The organism is Ferrovibrio sp., from assembly GCF_035304305.1.
Classification (GTDB): Bacteria; Pseudomonadota; Alphaproteobacteria; order Ferrovibrionales; family Ferrovibrionaceae; genus Ferrovibrio.
Genome location: NZ_DATGQG010000007.1, coordinates 31,240 through 47,754, shown reverse-complemented (window position 1 = coordinate 47,754; position 16,515 = coordinate 31,240). Strand labels below are relative to the sequence as shown.

General features: G+C 67.8%; 20 protein-coding genes. 7 read left to right on the top strand and 13 right to left on the bottom strand.

The window, feature by feature from the left end:
• Window positions 1–73: 73 nt before the first annotated feature.
• The 3 genes from VKZ87_RS00880 to dinB all read right to left on the bottom strand — a co-directional run bounded on the left by VKZ87_RS00880 (window position 74) and on the right by dinB (window position 2,306).
• The gene (locus VKZ87_RS00880) at window positions 74–526 is read right to left on the bottom strand and encodes a DUF2795 domain-containing protein (RefSeq protein ID WP_324219345.1); all 453 of its coding nucleotides are present in this window, start codon (window positions 524–526) and stop codon (window positions 74–76) included.
• A 104-nt stretch (window positions 527–630) separates the two neighbouring features.
• A complete protein-coding gene (locus tag VKZ87_RS00875; protein WP_324219344.1) occupies window positions 631–1,083 on the bottom strand; it encodes a GFA family protein in 453 nt (150 codons plus the stop codon).
• 98 nt (window positions 1,084–1,181) lie between these two features.
• On the bottom strand, window positions 1,182–2,306 hold the full coding sequence (gene dinB, locus VKZ87_RS00870; protein ID WP_324219343.1) for a DNA polymerase IV: 1,125 nt from the start codon (window positions 2,304–2,306) through the stop codon (window positions 1,182–1,184).
• 54 nt (window positions 2,307–2,360) lie between these two features.
• On the opposite strand from dinB, the gene VKZ87_RS00865 reads away from it, so the two are divergent.
• The gene (locus VKZ87_RS00865; RefSeq protein WP_324219342.1) at window positions 2,361–3,080 is read left to right on the top strand and encodes a glutathione S-transferase N-terminal domain-containing protein; all 720 of its coding nucleotides are present in this window, start codon (window positions 2,361–2,363) and stop codon (window positions 3,078–3,080) included.
• Between the two features lie 3 nt (window positions 3,081–3,083).
• On the opposite strand, the gene VKZ87_RS00860 is transcribed toward VKZ87_RS00865, so the two are convergent.
• Together VKZ87_RS00860 and VKZ87_RS00855 are read right to left on the bottom strand one after the other, a co-directional pair.
• Window positions 3,084–3,260, bottom strand: coding sequence for a hypothetical protein (locus VKZ87_RS00860; RefSeq protein WP_324219341.1), 177 nt, complete (start codon window positions 3,258–3,260; stop codon window positions 3,084–3,086).
• Window positions 3,261–3,340: 80 nt separating this feature from the next.
• Window positions 3,341–3,640: a hypothetical protein gene (locus VKZ87_RS00855; protein ID WP_324219340.1), complete on the bottom strand. Its 300-nt coding sequence runs from the start codon at window positions 3,638–3,640 to the stop codon at window positions 3,341–3,343.
• A gap of 847 nt (window positions 3,641–4,487) precedes the next feature.
• Here VKZ87_RS00855 and VKZ87_RS00850 point away from each other — a divergent pair.
• Entirely contained in the window at window positions 4,488–4,682 is a 195-nt protein-coding gene (locus tag VKZ87_RS00850; protein WP_324219339.1) for a DUF3606 domain-containing protein, read from the top strand.
• A 422-nt stretch (window positions 4,683–5,104) separates the two neighbouring features.
• Here the strand turns inward: VKZ87_RS00850 and ppa are convergent, their stop codons facing one another.
• Window positions 5,105–5,638 (bottom strand): inorganic diphosphatase, encoded by a 534-nt coding sequence (ppa, locus tag VKZ87_RS00845; protein ID WP_324219338.1) that lies wholly within the window; start codon window positions 5,636–5,638, stop codon window positions 5,105–5,107.
• A 115-nt stretch (window positions 5,639–5,753) separates the two neighbouring features.
• Between ppa and pyk the strand changes: the two genes are divergently transcribed.
• Together pyk and VKZ87_RS00835 are read left to right on the top strand one after the other, a co-directional pair.
• Window positions 5,754–7,196 carry a pyruvate kinase gene (gene pyk / locus VKZ87_RS00840; RefSeq protein WP_324219337.1) on the top strand — a complete coding sequence of 481 codons (1,443 nt, stop codon included), beginning with the start codon at window positions 5,754–5,756 and terminating at the stop codon, window positions 7,194–7,196.
• Between the two features lie 24 nt (window positions 7,197–7,220).
• Entirely contained in the window at window positions 7,221–7,553 is a 333-nt protein-coding gene (locus VKZ87_RS00835; protein WP_324219336.1) for a DMT family protein, read from the top strand.
• 6 nt (window positions 7,554–7,559) lie between these two features.
• Here VKZ87_RS00835 and VKZ87_RS00830 read toward each other — a convergent pair whose 3' ends face one another.
• Entirely contained in the window at window positions 7,560–8,096 is a 537-nt protein-coding gene (locus VKZ87_RS00830) for a tetratricopeptide repeat protein (protein ID WP_324219335.1), read from the bottom strand.
• A 137-nt stretch (window positions 8,097–8,233) separates the two neighbouring features.
• Between VKZ87_RS00830 and VKZ87_RS00825 the strand changes: the two genes are divergently transcribed.
• The 3 genes from VKZ87_RS00825 (at window position 8,234) to VKZ87_RS00815 (ending at window position 9,987) form a co-directional block, all read left to right on the top strand.
• Complete coding sequence (locus VKZ87_RS00825; RefSeq protein ID WP_324219334.1) at window positions 8,234–8,623, top strand: hypothetical protein; 390 nt, start codon at window positions 8,234–8,236, stop codon at window positions 8,621–8,623.
• A 63-nt stretch (window positions 8,624–8,686) separates the two neighbouring features.
• Entirely contained in the window at window positions 8,687–9,211 is a 525-nt protein-coding gene (locus VKZ87_RS00820) for a sigma-70 family RNA polymerase sigma factor (protein ID WP_324219333.1), read from the top strand.
• Window positions 9,208–9,987 (top strand): anti-sigma factor, encoded by a 780-nt coding sequence (locus VKZ87_RS00815; protein WP_324219332.1) that lies wholly within the window; start codon window positions 9,208–9,210, stop codon window positions 9,985–9,987. The genes VKZ87_RS00820 and VKZ87_RS00815 overlap by 4 nt, the downstream gene beginning before the upstream one ends.
• A gap of 1 nt (window position 9,988) precedes the next feature.
• On the opposite strand, the gene VKZ87_RS00810 is transcribed toward VKZ87_RS00815, so the two are convergent.
• From VKZ87_RS00810 to phaR, 6 genes are all read right to left on the bottom strand, one after another.
• A complete protein-coding gene (locus VKZ87_RS00810; RefSeq protein ID WP_324219331.1) occupies window positions 9,989–10,852 on the bottom strand; it encodes an alpha/beta hydrolase in 864 nt (287 codons plus the stop codon).
• Window positions 10,853–10,854: 2 nt separating this feature from the next.
• Window positions 10,855–11,826: a 2-dehydropantoate 2-reductase gene (locus VKZ87_RS00805; RefSeq protein ID WP_324219330.1), complete on the bottom strand. Its 972-nt coding sequence runs from the start codon at window positions 11,824–11,826 to the stop codon at window positions 10,855–10,857.
• 4 nt (window positions 11,827–11,830) lie between these two features.
• On the bottom strand, window positions 11,831–13,354 hold the full coding sequence (gene glpD / locus VKZ87_RS00800; protein WP_324219329.1) for a glycerol-3-phosphate dehydrogenase: 1,524 nt from the start codon (window positions 13,352–13,354) through the stop codon (window positions 11,831–11,833).
• Between the two features lie 33 nt (window positions 13,355–13,387).
• Window positions 13,388–13,837 carry a hypothetical protein gene (locus tag VKZ87_RS00795; RefSeq protein WP_324219328.1) on the bottom strand — a complete coding sequence of 150 codons (450 nt, stop codon included), beginning with the start codon at window positions 13,835–13,837 and terminating at the stop codon, window positions 13,388–13,390.
• 63 nt (window positions 13,838–13,900) lie between these two features.
• Complete coding sequence (locus VKZ87_RS00790) at window positions 13,901–15,748, bottom strand: adenylate/guanylate cyclase domain-containing protein (protein WP_324219327.1); 1,848 nt, start codon at window positions 15,746–15,748, stop codon at window positions 13,901–13,903.
• A gap of 25 nt (window positions 15,749–15,773) precedes the next feature.
• Window positions 15,774–16,370, bottom strand: coding sequence for a polyhydroxyalkanoate synthesis repressor PhaR (phaR, locus tag VKZ87_RS00785; RefSeq protein ID WP_324219326.1), 597 nt, complete (start codon window positions 16,368–16,370; stop codon window positions 15,774–15,776).
• Between the last annotated feature and the right edge of the window lie 145 nt (window positions 16,371–16,515).

Here is a 16,515-nt window from a genome sequence, read left to right as displayed (position 1 = left end):
ATGCCCTTTCGCCAGCCGTCAGGTCCGGGCATGACGTTCAGATGGAGCGTTCAGACGTCTTGCCTGGACGCAATCATTGCCCCTCCTCCTCATCGTCATCGTCCTCATCCTCATCCTCATCCCAGTCGTCTTCCTCCTCGTCATCGTCTTCGTCCTCATCATCCTCGTCGTCTTCGTCGTCCTCGTCCTCGTCCTCGTCCTCGCCGTCCATCCCGTCGTCGCCGTCATCGTCATCATCGTCGTCGTCGTCATCTTCGTATTCAGCGAAGCCGGTCTCGACATCCTCGTACATGTGGTTCAGATAGTCGCGCTCGTCGGCGCTCACCAGGGCCTGCATCACCTCGCCGGGGCTGTCGTAGCGGCCGCGCGGCAGCAGCTCCATCAGGTTGGCCGCGACGCCGTCGGCGCTGTGCTCGCGGACATGCGCCACGAGTTCTTCGCGCGAGGCGGGAAAGTGCATGGTCTGGAGGTGATGGGCGATGCTGCCTTCATGCATGCCGTTCAGCACGCCGTTGCCCTGTGCCATGATGTCCTCCTTCGCTATGCCCGCGCCGGGCGCGGGCCGGAAGGGAAACGGTGCCGTCGGATGAAGGTTCCGGCAGTTGGAGGTTCCGGCGCGCGGCCCGCGCGTCAGGCCGGCGGATCGTCCGAACCCTGCGGCAGCTGCGGCAGCTCGTCGGTGATTTCGTAGTAGTCGCCCTTCGAGGCGACGAAGATATGCTTGACCGTGGTCATGCCGGTCAGGCCGTCCAGGCAGCCGGCGGCAACGTCGAGCTGCGTGCTGTTGATGCTGCGGAAGAACAGGCTGGAGCCGCAGAGGCCGCAGAAACCCCGTTCGGCCGAGGCGGACGAGCGGTACCAGCGCAGCGCGCCCTGGCTGTCGTTCAGCACCAGGCGGCTGATCGGCACCGTCGTATAGGGGCCGGCATGGCCGTGGAACTTGCGGCACATGCTGCAATGGCAGAGCGTCACATGGGGGTGGAAGGCGTTGCTCTCGAACCGCACCGCGCCGCAGAGGCAGCCGCCCTTGGCCTCGATGGCGGGGGCGGGTTCGGGCGTGCGGGCATCGGCGGGGTCGGTCATGGCTGGCGGCCGGATGAGCGGGAGGGACTACCGGGGTTCAACCATAGCGCGGCGGCGCGGTTCCGCCAGTACGGGATTGGCGGGGCGGCGGCGCATGGCTACAGCATCAGGCTCAGCTGCGGCGCGCTGTCCGCGTCATCGCCGGCTTCGCTGTCCAGCGACGACAGCGTCACGCCGAGCAGGCGTATGCCCTTCTGCACCGGAAAGACGCCTTCCAGCAGCGCAAGGCTGAGCCGCTCCAGCTCCGCCTGGCCCGATACCGGCACCTGCAGGGTGCGGCTGCGGGTGATGATGCGGAAATCGGCGTATTTCACCTTAAGCGTCACCGTGCGGCCGCGGATGCCGTGGCCATCGCAGTAGCGCCACACCTTGGCGACGATCGGCAGCAGTTCGGTCCGCGCTTCCTCCAGTGCGAAGAGATCGGTCTGGAAGGTGTTTTCCGCACCGACGGATTTGCGGATGCGGTCGGGCCGCACCGGGCGTTCGTCGACGCCGCGCGAGATCCAGTAATAATGGTGGCCCGCCTTGCCGAAATGCCGCTGCAGGAATTCCAGGCTCTGCGCCCGCAGGTCGGCGCCGGTATGGATGCCCAGTTTCTGCATCTTCGCCGCCGTGGCCGGGCCGATGCCGTGGAATTTCCCGACCGGCAGCGCCTCGACGAACAGAGGCCCCATCTTCGGGGTGATCACGTAGAGCCCGTCCGGCTTGTTGTGGTCGGAGGCCAGCTTGGCGAGGAACTTGTTGTAGGACACGCCGGCCGAGGCGGTCAGCCCGGTCTCGGCGCGGATGCGGGCGCGGATCTCCTCGGCGATCTCCGTCGCCACCGGGATGTTCCTGCGGTTCTCGGTGACGTCGAGATAGGCCTCATCCAGCGACAGCGGCTCGATCAGGGTCGTATGCTCGGCGAAGATCTCGCGGATCTGCAGCGACACCGCGCGATAGACGTCGAAGCGCGGCTTCACGAAGATCAGCTCGGGGCAGTGCCGCTTCGCCGTCACCGAAGGCATGGCCGAGCGCACGCCGAACCTGCGCGCCTCGTAGCTCGCCGCCGCCACCACGCCGCGCAGCGCCGAGCCGCCAACGGCCACCGGCCTGCCGCGCAGCTCAGGATTATCGCGCTGCTCGACCGACGCGTAGAAGGCATCCATGTCGATATGGATGATCTTGCGCGGGCGGCTTATCGGCTGTTCCCGCAGCTCCGTATCGGAATCCGGCGCAGGCATGTTGCATCGATAGCAATTTCCTGTTTTGTTCGCAAGGAACCACAGGAGATTGCCATGGCCGACCTGTCCGCCTTCCCGATCACCAGACGCTGGCCGCCGCAGCATCCCGACCGCATCCAGCTCTATTCGCTGCCGACGCCGAACGGCGTGAAGGTCTCGATCATGCTGGAGGAGACCGGGCTGCCCTACGAGCCGCATCTGGTGGATATCGGCCAGAACGAGAGCTGGACGCCGGAATTCCTCTCGCTCAATCCGAATGGCAAGATTCCGGCGATCATCGATCCCGACGGCCCCGGAGGCCGGCCGCTGCCGCTCTTCGAGTCGGGCGCGATCCTGCTTTATCTGGCGGAGAAGACCGGCCGCTTCCTGCCGCAGGATGCCGCCCGCCGCTACGAATGCATCCAGTGGGTCTTCTTCCAGATGGCCGCGATCGGCCCGATATTCGGCCAGCTCGGCTTCTTCCACAAATTCGCCGGCCGCGACTACGAGGACAAGCGGCCGCATGAACGCTACCGCGCGGAATCGCAGCGCCTGCTCGGCGTGCTGGAAACACGGCTTGCCAATGACGGCGGGAAACCGCGCGACTGGATCATGGGCGACGACTACACCATCGCAGACATCGCGACGCTCGGCTGGGTGCGCAACCTGATCGGGTTCTACGGCGCGCGCGACATCGTCGGCTTCGATGCGCTGAAGGCAGTGCCGGCCTGGCTGGACCGCGGCCTGGCACGTCCGGCGGTGCAGCGCGGACTCAACATTCCCGCCCGCGGCTAGGGTTCAGCGCCGCCAGGGCCAGAGCCGCGGATGCAGGAAGAAACCCGTCGCGGTGAAGAAGAACGCGATGGGTAGCGGATGCGCGGCGGTCATCGGCATCAGGCGGGCGAACAGCCAGCCGGCGACGAAATAGAGCAGCATGGCCGCGAGGAAGCGGCCGGTTCGGTCCTGGGGCAGCATCTGCGGCTCCCGGTCTGAGGAGGCTGGGCAGTCAGCACATCAGAGCGGCAGAGGTTCCGGCGCGGTGTGACGAATGATGGTCAGTGGCGCTGACCGGTTGCGCGGCGCGCGGGCGAGGGCGCGGGATTCTCCGCATTGCGCGTCTGCGGCGGCGGCAGCGGCATCACCATCACGCCGGTGCCGCGGGTGAAGCTGGCATAGCCGTTTTGCCGGACGATGGGCATGACTTCGCGGCTGTCCGATGCGGCGGCCACGGTCGTGCCGCCAACCGCCATGCTGCCGCCGTTTCCGGCCGGCGGCTTGGCGAGCATCCGCCGCTCGTCGCGCTCCACCTTGCGGATCTCGATGCAGGTGCGGCTCTGCGGGCAGGGCAGCAGCATCTCGGTGCCGCCCGGTCCGCCGGATGCCTCGGTGCCGGCAGCAGGCGCGGCATCTCCCGCCGAGGCGGTGCCGGTGCCGCCGCTGCCGCCCGTGCCCGAACCCCCGCCGCCTGCTGAACCGGACCCTCCGCTGCCCGACCCCGAGCCTCCGGATCCGCTGCTGCCGGAACTTCCGCCACCACCGGATCCACCGCTGCCGCCGCCCGCGCTTCCGCCGGAAGCACCATCAGAACCACCACCAGAACCACCGCCCGAGCCGCCGCCATCGCCGCCACCGCCGGCCGCCGCGGCGCCGGCAGCCGCACCTGCCGCTGCCCCCGCGGACGCTCCTGATCCGGCTCCACCGGCAGCCGCGCCGGCCGCGGCACCTGCCGCAGCTCCTGCGGCCGCGCCCGCTGCAGCCCCGGCGGCTGCACCGGCCGCGCCGCCGCCCGCGCCTGCGGCACCCGCCGACGCCCCGGCAGCAGCTCCTGCGGCCGCACCAGCCGCTGCACCCGCGGCGGCGCCGGCCGCACCGCCACCGGACTTTGCCCGGGCTTCGGGAGCATGGCTGCACAGCGCCGCGGCCGATGCCGCGATCACCGCCAGCGTCAGCAGGGGACGGGCTGGGCGAGGCTTCGCCGCAAGGCGTGCGGACAGGCGGTCTCTGCGGGCAGTTCTCTGTGTCATGTGGTTTCCCTCCGGCAGCCGGGACCCAGGGCACGGCAGGTCAGAGCGCGCCCTGCACCTTGAATCCGCCGTCGTCGGCGGGCGTTCCGTGGCAATGAAAGGACGCGCGGAATGTCTGGTTGCACGCCAGGAACTAGCGGTTGCGGCGCGGGTTGGAGCGGCGAAAGAGAGGAACGCCATGACCGACGATATGAATGACCGCGGCCCGCGCGACCGCACCCGGATCAACGTCAACCAGGCCTACGAGCTGCGCTACTGGACGCGGAAATTCGGCGTCACCAGCGAAGAGCTGAAGGAAGCGGTGACCGCCGTCGGCGTCTCCGCCGATGCGGTGGCGCGCCGGCTCGGCAAGGATGGCGGTACGGCCGGATAGCCGGGGCGGCGGGTAGGTTTCTGGTCTTGCTTATGTATGCATTATGTTCTATAACGGCCGAACTGTTGTTGATCATCGTGCATAGCCATCGGACACCTGCCGCAGGGCAGGGCCATACGCGTTTATGCGATGCGGCCGGCCGGTGGTCGACCTCGCGCTGAGCCCCGAACCGCAGCGGGCTCCAGCGGGCTCGAATGGGCTCCAGCGGTCCACAGCGGGCCGTAGTGGACCGTAGTGGGCTCCAGCGGTCCGCAGCGGGCTCTGGCGGACTCCAGTGAACCTCGATGGCGTCGCACCGGACTGGGCGCGCCCAGGGCGCCTCGAACCGTCGTGGATGGCCGGGGCGAGCCCTGCCATGACGGTTTCATGAGACTGTAAACTGCTGTTTTTCTAAGGCCTTTTAGCCGCCATCCACCCGCGGCTTACTTGATGCCGGCGGCCCGCACGATGCCGTCGGTGATCATCTTGGCGGCTTCTTCCGGGCCGACCCAGCCGGCGGATTTGACGAACTTGCCCTTTTCCAGGTCCTTGTAGTGGACGAAGAAATGCTCGATCTGCTGCAGCAGGATGCTGGGCAGCTCCGCATAGGTCTGCACATCGGTGTAGAAGGGGTGCAGCTTGTCGACCGGCACCGCGATGATCTTCTCGTCGCCGCCGGCCTCGTCCTCCATTTTCAGCGCGCCGATCGGCCGCGAGCGGATCACCGCGCCGGCCACCACCGGCACATGGCTCACCACCATGATGTCGCAGGGATCGCCGTCATTCGACAGCGTATGCGGGATGAAGCCGTAATTGGCCGGGTAGAACATGGCCGTGTGCAGGAAGCGGTCAACGAACAGCGCGCCCGAATCCTTGTCCAGCTCGTACTTCACCGGCGAGCCGCCGGCGGGGATCTCGATGACGGCGTTGATGTCGTAGGGCGGGGCCTTGCCCACCCCGATGCGGTTGATGTCCATGCCGGGGGGCTCCTTGGCGGAAACTGGGTGCGGGTTTTCGCAGATGCAGCAAAAAACGCAACTGCTTGATCCCTAATATTTTCGTCTATGATCCTTGGATCCATCCGGGGGAGTCATGCACCGCCAGCGCAATGTGAAGATCGTCGCCACCCTGGGTCCGGCCAGTTCCGGGCCCGACCGGATCAGGGCGCTGTTCGATGCCGGCGTGGACGTTTTCCGGCTGAATTTCAGCCATGGCAGCCATGACGACCACCTGACCCGGATCCGCACCGTGCGCGCGCTGGAGAAGGAGGTGGGGCGGCCGATCGGCCTGCTGGCCGACCTGCAGGGACCCAAGCTGCGCATCGGCACCTTCGCCGAGGGCAGCATCCAGCTCATGCCCGGGCAGCGTTTCCGCCTCGATGCCCAGGATCTGCCGGGCGATGCCAAACGCGTGCAGCTGCCCCATCCGGAAGTGCTCGGCAGCCTGCGCCAGGGCACCGAGCTGCTGCTCGACGACGGCAAGCTGCGCCTGCGCATCCTCGCCACCGGCGGCACGCGCAAGGGCAGCGCCGGCGGCGCCTGGGCGGAGGCCGAGGTGCTGGTCGGCGGCACCCTGAGCAACCGCAAGGGAGTCAACCTGCCGAATACCGTCGTGCCCCTGTCGGCGCTGACGGCGAAGGACCGCGCCGATCTCGCCTTCGCGCTGGAGAACGGCGTCGACTGGATCGCGCTCAGCTTCGTGCAGCGGCCCGAGGATCTGCGCGAGGCCCGCAGCATCATCGGCAACCGTGCCGCCCTGCTGGCGAAGATCGAGAAGCCCTCGGCGATCGACAGCCTGGAGGAGATCATCACCCTGTCGGACGCGCTGATGGTGGCGCGCGGCGATCTCGGCGTCGAACTGCCGCTGCAGGACGTTCCCGGCCTGCAGAAGCGCATCGTGCGGCTGGCGCGCCGCGCCGGCAAGCCGGTGGTGGTCGCCACCCAGATGCTCGACAGCATGGTGAAGGCGCCGGTGCCGACGCGGGCCGAGGTCTCCGACGTCGCCACTGCCGTCTATGATGGCGCGGATGCCGTGATGCTCTCGGCCGAGACGGCGTCGGGCGATTATCCGGTCGAGGCGGTGACGGTGATGAACTCCATCGCCGAGCAGGTGGAGCGCGATCCGCTCTACCGCGGCATCATGGAGGCCGAGCATGCTTTGCCCGAGCATACCGCCGCCGATGCCATCACCGCGGCGGCCCGCCAGGTGGCGGAGACCATCGCGGCGGCGGCCATCGTCACCTACACGATGTCGGGCTCGACCGCCCTGCGCGCGGCCCGCGAGCGGCCGCGGGCGCCGATCCTCTGCCTCACCCCGCTGCAGGAAACCGCGCGGCGGCTGACCATCGCCTGGGGCGTGAATGCCATGGTCTCGCCGGATGCGGTGAACTTCGCCGACATGATCGCCAAGGCGCTGTCGCTGGCCAAGCAGAGCGGACTGGCGCAGCGCGGCGACCATATCGTGGTGACTGCCGGCGTTCCCTTCGGCACGCCGGGCATGACCAACGTGCTGCGCATCGCCCGCATCGAACACTGAACGCTTTTTTCCACGGACAATCCGATGACCACGATCTTTCTGCTGATCGGCTCGAACGTGCTGATGACCTTCGCCTGGTACTGGCATCTCAAGCATCCCGACCAGGTGCTGTGGAAGGTGATCCTGATTTCCTGGGCGATCGCGTTTTTCGAATACTGCCTCGCGGTGCCGGCCAATCGCATCGGCTATGCCAGCGGCAGCTTCTCGGCGGCGCAGCTCAAGATCGTGCAGGAGGTGATCACGCTCGCGGTCTTCGCCGGCTTCGCGATCTTCTATCTCGGCGAAAGCCTGCGCTGGAACTATCTCGCCGCCTTCGGCTGCCTGATCGGCGCCGTGTATTTCATCTTCCAGAAGTAGGAGAGGCTAGAGCTCGCGCGCGTCGAGGCGGCGGCGCAGTTCCTTCAGCTTCTCCGAGGCATCGGGCAGATGCGGATTGGCGGCGAGCGCGCGGCGGTAGGCCCGCAGCGCCTCTTCCAAATTGTCGAGCTGCTCCATGATGGTGCCGAGTCCCGCCAGCGCGCCGAAATGCCGCGGCTCGAGCTGCAGCGTGCGCTCGATATCGGCCACCGAGCCGGCATAGTCCATCGTCAGGAAGCGCACCGTGGCGCGTTTGTTGTAGGCCTCGGCGAAGTCGGGCTTCAGCTCGATCATGCTGGTGAAGATCTGCTCGGCGCGGGCGTGGTCGCCGGTTTCCATCACCGCCATGCCGCCCTTCATCAGCGCGTCGATGGTGTCGGAGCCGGAAGCCGCCCAGGCTTCCCAGATCTTGCGTTCCAGCTGCCGCGCCTCAATCGGGTTCTGCGTCTCGTAGAGTTTCTCGAACAGCGAGTCGACCGCCTGCTGCGCCCGGGCGGGCGCGGCAGCCAGCAGGAGAACGGCAAGAACCGGCAGCAACCGCATGCGGAGAATGGTAGGGACGGGTTCGCACTCCGGCAAGGGCGAAAAAATTGCCGCCGTCCCGGAATAAAAGCAGCGGCCACTAGTCTCACCTGCAGGACCGCCGATCGCGGCGGCCGTTTCCGAAGGGGAGACTGACGATGATCCGCAACCTGATGCTGGCCGGCGCGCTGACGCTCGGCCTGGCCGCCTGCGCCGGCGGCGCCGACATGGCCGCGCCCGCCAGGACTGGCAACACCGCGCTCGGCCCGGTGCTGGTCGATACCAAGGGCATGACGCTCTACACCTTCGACCGCGACAGCGTCGGGAAATCGGCCTGCAACGGCCAGTGCGCGCAGAACTGGCCGCCGCTGATGGCGTCCGGCAATACCCGGACCGGCGGTGACTGGTCGGTGATCACGCGCGACGACGGGTCGAAGCAGTGGGCCTACAGGGGCAAGCCGCTCTACGGCTGGGTGCGCGACCAGAAACCCGGCGATACCACGGGTGACGGCTTCCTGAACGGCGCCTGGCACGTCGCCAAGCCGTAACGGGAGGCGTAAGGTCGGGTGGCGGCCCCCTCTGCTCCTGCCGCCATCCGACCGGGCGCCATCATGCTGTTCCGTCGACGACCGCATCCGATCGAGGCCGAGATTCCGCGCCTGCGCCGCTTCGCGCTGGCGCTGATGCGCGACCGCAATCTCGCCGACGATCTGGTACAGGATTGTCTCGAGCGCGCGCTGGCGGCCTGGGCGCTGCGGCGGAACGGACCATCACTGCGCCCCTGGCTGTTCGCCATCCTGCACAATACCTGGCGCAGCCGCATGCGTCGCGAAGGCAGCCGGCCCGACCGCATGCCGCTGGAGGCGATGGGTGCCGAGCCGGCGGCGAGCGGCGGCCAGTGGGAGCGGCTCGAACTGCGCGACATGGACACCGCGCTCGGCCTGCTGCCGGAGGAACAGCGCGCCGTGCTGCTGCTGGTGGTGCTGGAGGGGCTGGGCTACGAAGAGGTGGCCCGCATACAGGACGTTCCGGTGGGGACGGTGATGTCGCGGCTGTCGCGGGCGCGCGAGCGGCTGCGCGCGCTGACGGAAGACCGGCAGCCGCCGTCCGGCACGCATCTGAGGAGGGTGAAGTGACTCGCCATTCCGCTTCGCCGGTCAGCGAGGCCGATCTGCACGCCTATGTCGACGACCGGCTGCCGCCCGTGCGCCGCGCCGATGTGGAAGCCTGGCTGGTGACGCATCCCGATGAGGCGGCGCGCGTCACGGCCTGGCAGCGGCAGGCGGACGATCTGCGCGTGCATTTCGAGCCGGAGCTTGCCATGGCAGCGCCGGCGGCGATGGCCGCGCTGTTCGATGCCCGCCAGCGCCGCGATGCGATGTTGCGCCGGGTGATGCAGGTTGCGGCCGTGCTGCTGATTGCCGTGACCGGCGCCGGCATCGGCTGGTGGAGCCGCGGGTATGTCGAGCCGCCGCGCATCCCCGCGCTGCCGGCGGAAGCCGCGCGGGCGCACCTGATCTATACCCGCGAAGTGCTGCATCCGGTGGAAGTCACCGCGGCGGAAGAGCAGCATCTGGTCGCCTGGCTGTCGAAGCGGCTCGGCACCGCGCTCCGCGTGCCTTCGCTGGCAGCGGAAGGCTACAGACTGGTCGGCGGTCGCCTGCTGCCGGCGGCGACGGCGGGCGGCACGGCGGCGCAGTTCATGTACGAGACCCGGCAGGGCGAGCGGCTGACGCTTTATGTGCGCGCGGGCGAAAGCGGCGGCGACACGGCCTTCCATTTCGCCAGCGAGGGCCGCGCGGCCGCCTTCTACTGGGTCGATGGCGGCTTCGGCTATGCCCTGACCGGCGAGGCGGGGCGCGAAGCCCTGCTGCCGGTGGCGCGTGCCGTCTACGAACAGCTGACGCGGTAGCTCAGGCGAGGCCGCATTGCCGCAGCAGGGCGGCGCCGAGCGGCTGCGTCGCGTCGGCCAGCGGGTAGAGAATGTCGAAGTGGTTGGCGCCGTCGACCGGCAGCAGTTCGGAAGACGTGCCGGCCCTGCGGCATGCCTGATGGAAATCCTCGCTCTGCGCCTGCCAGCCGGCCGGCTCCGCGGTGCCATAGGAGACGAGAACCCTGCCGACCGAGCGCGGCGGGAAGTCCATAACGCTGTTGCGTTCGGCCATCGCCGCGTCCAGCCGGATATCCTGGTTGACGCTGATCTGCAGCACGGGGCCGAGATCGTAGACGCCGCTGATCAGGCCGAGCGAGGCGATCCGCGGCTGCGCCGGCAGGTCCTGTGGCCAGGGCGCTGCGGCCATCATGGCGGCGAGATGGGCGCCGGCGGAATGGCCAATGACATGCAGCTTTGCCGCATCGGCGCCCCAGTCCGGCGCCTTCGCCGCAATATGCACCAAGGCATCCTGCACCTGGCGCACGATGGCATCCAGCGTCACCTTCGGGCAGAGATCGTAGTTCAGGTTCACGACCACCGCGCCGTGCTCCAGGAAGGGCGTGACGGCGAAGATCATCGTGTTCTTGTCGAGGCCGCGCCAGTAGCCGCCATGCACCAGCACCACCAGCGGCGCGCCGGGCTTTGCGCTGGCGGGGCGATGCAGGTCGTAGGTCTGCAGCGGCCCCGGGCCGTAGCGCAGATCGTACTCGCCCGGCAGATTCGCCTTCGCATCCTGCGAGCGTTCGATCCAGCCGTTGAAATGCCGTTCGAAATCGGGCACCGCGGCGCGCGGATTGAAATGCGCTTCCAGCTCCTGCGGAGACATCTTGCGCCAGTCGCTCATGCTCACACTCCTGCAGTACGGGCGCGGCTTCGGACCAGCGCCAGGATCAGGTCGATGGTGGGGACGGGAAGGTTCAGCAGCCGCGCCAGCTCGGCGATGACGCCGGTGATGGCCTCGATCTCCATCGGCCGGCCGGCTTCGAGATCCTGCAGCATGGAGGGCTTGTGCGGTCCGATCCGGCGCGACTCCTCGACGCGCTGTTCGACCGTGATCGGAAAGCGGATGCCGAGCGCTTCGCCCACGGCCTGCGCCTCGCGCATCATCGCCGCCACGATGGCGCGCGTGCCGGGATCGGAGCCGATGCCTTCCAGCGTGTCCCGGGTGAGCACCGCGACCGGGCTGAAGGAGAGATTGCCCCAAAGCTTCACCCACATCTCCTGCCGGATCGCTTCGGTGACCGGCGCCTCGATGCCGGCGTGTTCCAGCGCGTCTGCGAGTATCGTCACGCGGGCCGAGCGGCTGCCATCGGGTTCACCCAGCACGAGCCTGTTGCCGTTGCCGCGGCGGACCACGCCCGGCTGCGGCACGGAAGCGGGCAGCCAGAGAACGCCGCCGATCGCCCGTTCGGGCGTCAGCGTCTGCCACAGCACGCCGTCGGGATCGATGCTTTTCAGCTGCCGTCCGGCGAAGGCGCCCGGATGGGCATGGAAATACCAGTACGGAATCCCGTTCATTGCCGTGACCACGGCCGCGTCGGGGCCGAGCAGCGGCGCGAGCTGCGGCGCCAGTGCGGGGAAGGCGGGCGCCTTCAGCGTCACCAGCAGGTAATCCTGCCGGCCGATCTTCGCCGGATCATCGGTGCAGGCGGGCTTGACCGTGAAGCGCTCTCCGCCGGCTTCCACCGTGAGGCCGTTCTCGCGCATGGCGTCCAGATGGCGGCCGCGCGCCAGCAGGGTGACGTCGGCGCCGGCACGCGCCAGCATGCCGCCGATATAGCCGCCGATCGCACCGGCGCCGATGATTGCAATCTTCACGCCGTCACTCCGTTCCGGGCTGCGCCTCGTTAGGTTTGTGCTGCGCCATCCAGTGCGCCAGCCGCTCGCGGTCGCTGGCGCTGGCCCAGAGGCCGCATTTGGTGCGGCGCCACAGCACGTCGTCGGCTTCGCGGGCCCATTCCCGGCGCATCAGGTAATCGACCTCACGGGCATAGAGGCCGCCGCCGAAATGGTCGCCCAGATCGGCAACGGTCTTCGCATCGCCCAGCACCTCTCGCGTCGCGCTGCCATGGCGGCGGGCGACGCGGCGCAGCCAGACCGGATCGAGTTCCGGATAGCTGCGCGCCAGGTCCTGGGCGAAGGCCTCGAAACTCGGGAAGCCGAGATCGCCGCCCGGCAGCGGCTTGGTGCCCGACCAGGGTTTGCCCAGTCCGGGATAGAAGGGCGCGATCTTCTCCATCACATGCTCGGAGAGCCGGCGGTAAGTGGTCAGCTTGCCGCCATAGACCGACAGCAGCATCGGGCCGTTGGCATCGAGATCGAGCACATAGTCGCGTGTCACCGCTGACGGGTCGTTGTCGCCGTCGTCATAGAGCGGCCGCACGCCGGCATAGGACCAGACGATCATCTCGCGGCTGAGCGGCTGGCGGAAATACTCGCTGGCCGCCGACAGAAGGTAGTCGGTTTCTTCCGGGCTGATGCGCGGCGGACCGTCGAGCCTGTCCAGCGCGATGTCGGTTGTCCCGATCAGCGTGAAGTCATGCTCGTAGGGAATCGCGAAGATGATGCGGTTGTCGGCATTCTGGAAGATGTAGCAGTGATCGCCCTCGAACAGCCGGTGTGTGACGATGTGGCTGCCCTTGATCAGGCGCACGCTGTTCTTCGGGTTCTGGCCGAAGGCGCCGGTCAGCGTCTCGCGCACCCAGGGACCGGCAGCATTCACGATGCCGCGCGCGGTAACCTCGCGCGACTCGCCGCTCACGTGGTCGGCGAGCGTGGCGCGCCACAGATCGCCGTCGCGGCGCGCCGCAGTCACGGCGGTGCGGGTGAGGATCGTCGCACCCATGGACCGCGCGCTCATCGCGTTCAGCACGACGATGCGGGCATCGTCCACCCAGCAGTCGGAATATTCGAAGCCGCGCTTGAATTCCGGCTTGAGCGGCTTGCCGCGCGGATCGTCGCCGGTCAGGTCGACGCTGATGGATCCCGGCAGGGTCTGCCGCCGCGACAGGTTGTCGTAGAGGAACAGGCCGAGCCGGATCATCCAGGCCGGGCGCAGGCCGGGATGATGCGGCAGCACGAAACGCAGCGGCCAGATGATGTGCGGCGCCAGCCGCATCAGCACCTCGCGCTCGCCCAGCGACTCGCGCACCAGGCGGAATTCGTAATGCTCCAGATAGCGCAGGCCGCCATGGATCAGCTTGGTTGCGGCCGAGGAGGTGGCGCCGGCGAGATCGCCGCGTTCGGCCAGCAGGACTTTCAGGCCACGGCCGGCGGCGTCACGGGCTATGCCTGTCCCGTTCACGCCGCCGCCGATGATCAGCAGATCGGCGGGTTCAGATGACATTGGTAAACGACCACTTCGATAGGGAAGCGGCCGTTATACGGTCAGGCTGACAAGCTGCGCAAGGTGGAGGTCCAGCCGCCCGCGGGCGGCATTCCCGCGGTAAGCGTCCGCAGCGCTGGTCCGCAACTGCCGCGAGGGCAGGGATTCGTCGCGCTGCGACAGTTCCTGGGTGTGGAATGTGTTGAGGCCGAAGGCCGCGCGCCAGGCGCGCCGGCGCTCGAGATGCGGTGGGATCTGGATTGTGGGGTCGGCCGGCTCGCCGCGGTCGGTGCGGCGGCGCAGGAACGGCAGGCCGGCGGCGCTGCCACTGCCTGTGGTTGCTTTGGCCTGCGCTGCGGAACGGGGCTGCTGCGCCTGGTCCCCGTCTGGGAAAATCTCTCCGGCGGGATGCTGGTGGCGCCGGGACAGCGACTCGGCGACGGAATCGCTCCGCAGTCCCGTGACGGGAAGCGCCGTGCCGTTGCCTAGGATGCTGGAAACCATGAAGACCTGCCGGCCGGACTCAAGCGGGATTCGCCTAATAACCGGTTAACAGCCGGCAGGCACTCAGAGTTCCAGGCGGTAAACCTCGACCGGCTCGCTGCGGCCCTTCACGGTCACGCGGCCGATCACCGGCGGCTTCGGGTCGAGATCCGCGGCAGCCACGGTATCGGCACTGGCCAGCGCCACAACATTGCAGTCGGGCGACTGGTGGTCGTGACCGAGCTGCTCGAGCCGCTGCGCCGTGTTCACCGTGTCGCCGACCACGGTGTAGTTGATGCGGCCGGGCGCGCCGATATTGCCGACCACGGCCGGGCCGGAATGGATGCCGACGCGCATGCGCAGGATCGGCTTGCCCAGCATCGCGCGCCGCGCATTGTCGGCCGCCATCGCGACGCTGATCGCCTTTACCGCGGCGCAGGCATGCTTGGCGTGGTTCTCGTCACGCTTGATCGCGCCCCAGACCGCCATCACGGCATCGCCGATGAACTTGTCGACGATGCCGCCATGGGCCTCGATGCAGGCCGTGACCAGGGCGAAATGCTCGTTCAGCACATCGGCTGTTTCCTGCGCCGTCATATGCTCCGACATGCCGGTGAAGCCGACCAGGTCGGTGAAGATGACGGTGATCTGCCGCTGCTTGCTGACGTTGACGGCATCCTCGCCTTCGCGCACGAGGCGGTTGACCAGCTTGCGCGGCACGTAGTCGCCGAACCAGCGCAGCGCGGCGTTGGCCGCATTGAAGGCCTGGGCGGCATCGTCGAGCTCGCGCAGCAGCACCCGGTCCAGCGGCGGCGCATCGAAATCGAGATTGCGCAGCCGCTGGGCGGCAGTGCTCAGCTGCTGGATCGGACGGCGCAGATGCCAGGCGATGCGCCAGGCGATCAGCAGCGCAAGCACCAGAGCCAGCCCGCCGACGGCCGCGGCGACCCGCAGGCGGTTCACCTCGGTCTCGATCTCGTCGAAGGAGAAATAGCGGCCCACCAGCCAGGGCGTCTCGCCGAAGCTGTCCAGCCAGCGATAGACGAAGATCCAGCGGCGCCCGGCGGTTTCGACGATATGCGCGCCGCCGCCATCGCCCAGCATGGCGCGCGCCGCCCGCACATCCACCCGGCTGTTCCAGATCTGCTGCAGGACCGGATCATGGATATCCTGCAGGCGCGGCAGCGGATTCCCCTCGGAGAGATCGTACTGGTGATTCAGCAGGGTCGGATGCGCCAGCACGGCATCCTCGCCGTAGAGGATGAAATTCACCGCCTCGCCATCGGTGGAATCGGTTTCCAGGATGCGCGACAGGGAGCCGAGCGACACCAGCGCGGCGACTTCGCCGGCGAACACGCCGTCGATGACGACCGAGGCATGGGCGTTGATCAGCGGTTCGCGGATCTGGGGATTCCAGATCAGGTCGCCCCAGGTCACGTCACTCGCCGGAATGCCGCTGCCGAAGCGTTCCTCGAAACGCCGCTTCACGGCCTGGATGCGGATGGCCGAGGCGGGATAGCCCGCCAGGCTGTCATGCACGGAGGTGACATTGCCCTGGTTGCGCACCGCACGGGTGGCGACGAGATTGTTGCGGACCACGCCCAGCGCATCGATCTGCGGCAGGCCGTCGAGCGCGGCCGACAGGTAATCGCCCAGCCGCTCGATATCGTCGAGGCCGATCTGGCCGCGCTGCAGCCGGTTGCGCAGCGCCTCGACCTGGTTGCGCACGGGGTCGAGCTGCAGCCGGGTGCGTTCGACGAGGCGGTCGACGGTCTGCTCGTTGCGGCTGCGCAGCAGGTCGACGGTGTTCTGCCGCCCGCTGAGCAGGGTGATCGCATAGGCGACGCCCGCCAGGATCATCAGCAGGGCGACGCCGCCGATCAGGACAACGGAAATCGTCGGCCGGAAACGCGGCCGGTGCAGGCGCGGCATCGGTTGCGGCGGTTGGGCTAGTGGCTCAACCCTTGTTCCGGGCGAGGGCATCGACCTGCTTGCGCAGCTCCTCGAGCTGCGTCTTCAGCGTGTCGACTTCGGCAGTCTGCTCCGGCGCGGAACCCTGCGACTTGCCGGTCAGGTCGCTGAAGTTGGCGGCGAAGGGATTGAACATCGTCATGGCGCGCTGGAACATTGCCATGTTCTGCCGCCCCATCTCCTCGATGTTGCGGAACGGGAACATCTCGCCGAAGGCCTCCGCCATGTACTGGCGCATCTGTTCCTGGTTGCGCTGGAAGGAGGCCATCGAGACCTCGAGATAGCTCGGCACCAGGGTCTGCAGGCTGTCTCCGTAGAAGGTGATCAGCCGGCGCAGGAAGCCGATGGGAAGCAGATTCTGCCCCTTGGATTCCTCCTCGAAGATGATCTGCGTCAGCACGCTGCGGGTGATGTCCTCACCGGTCTTGGCATCCTCGACGACGAAGTCCTGCCCGTCCTTCACCATCTGGCAAAGGTTCTCGAGCGTGACGTAGGAAGAGGTCGCCGTATTGTAGAGCCGCCGGTTGGCGTACTTCTTGATCTTGATAGCCGGCGATGCCGTTTGCTGATCCTGTTCGGCCACGTGTACGTGCTCCCTGCCTCGTTTGGGGCTTCATAACACTCGCATTTTTCGCACCGCGCAAGCCTCTTGTGCACCGCGAAGGGCTGGCCGGAAAACCGCGCCCGGGTTAGGGTAGGGCATGGATCGCGACGAGCCCAGGGACAGG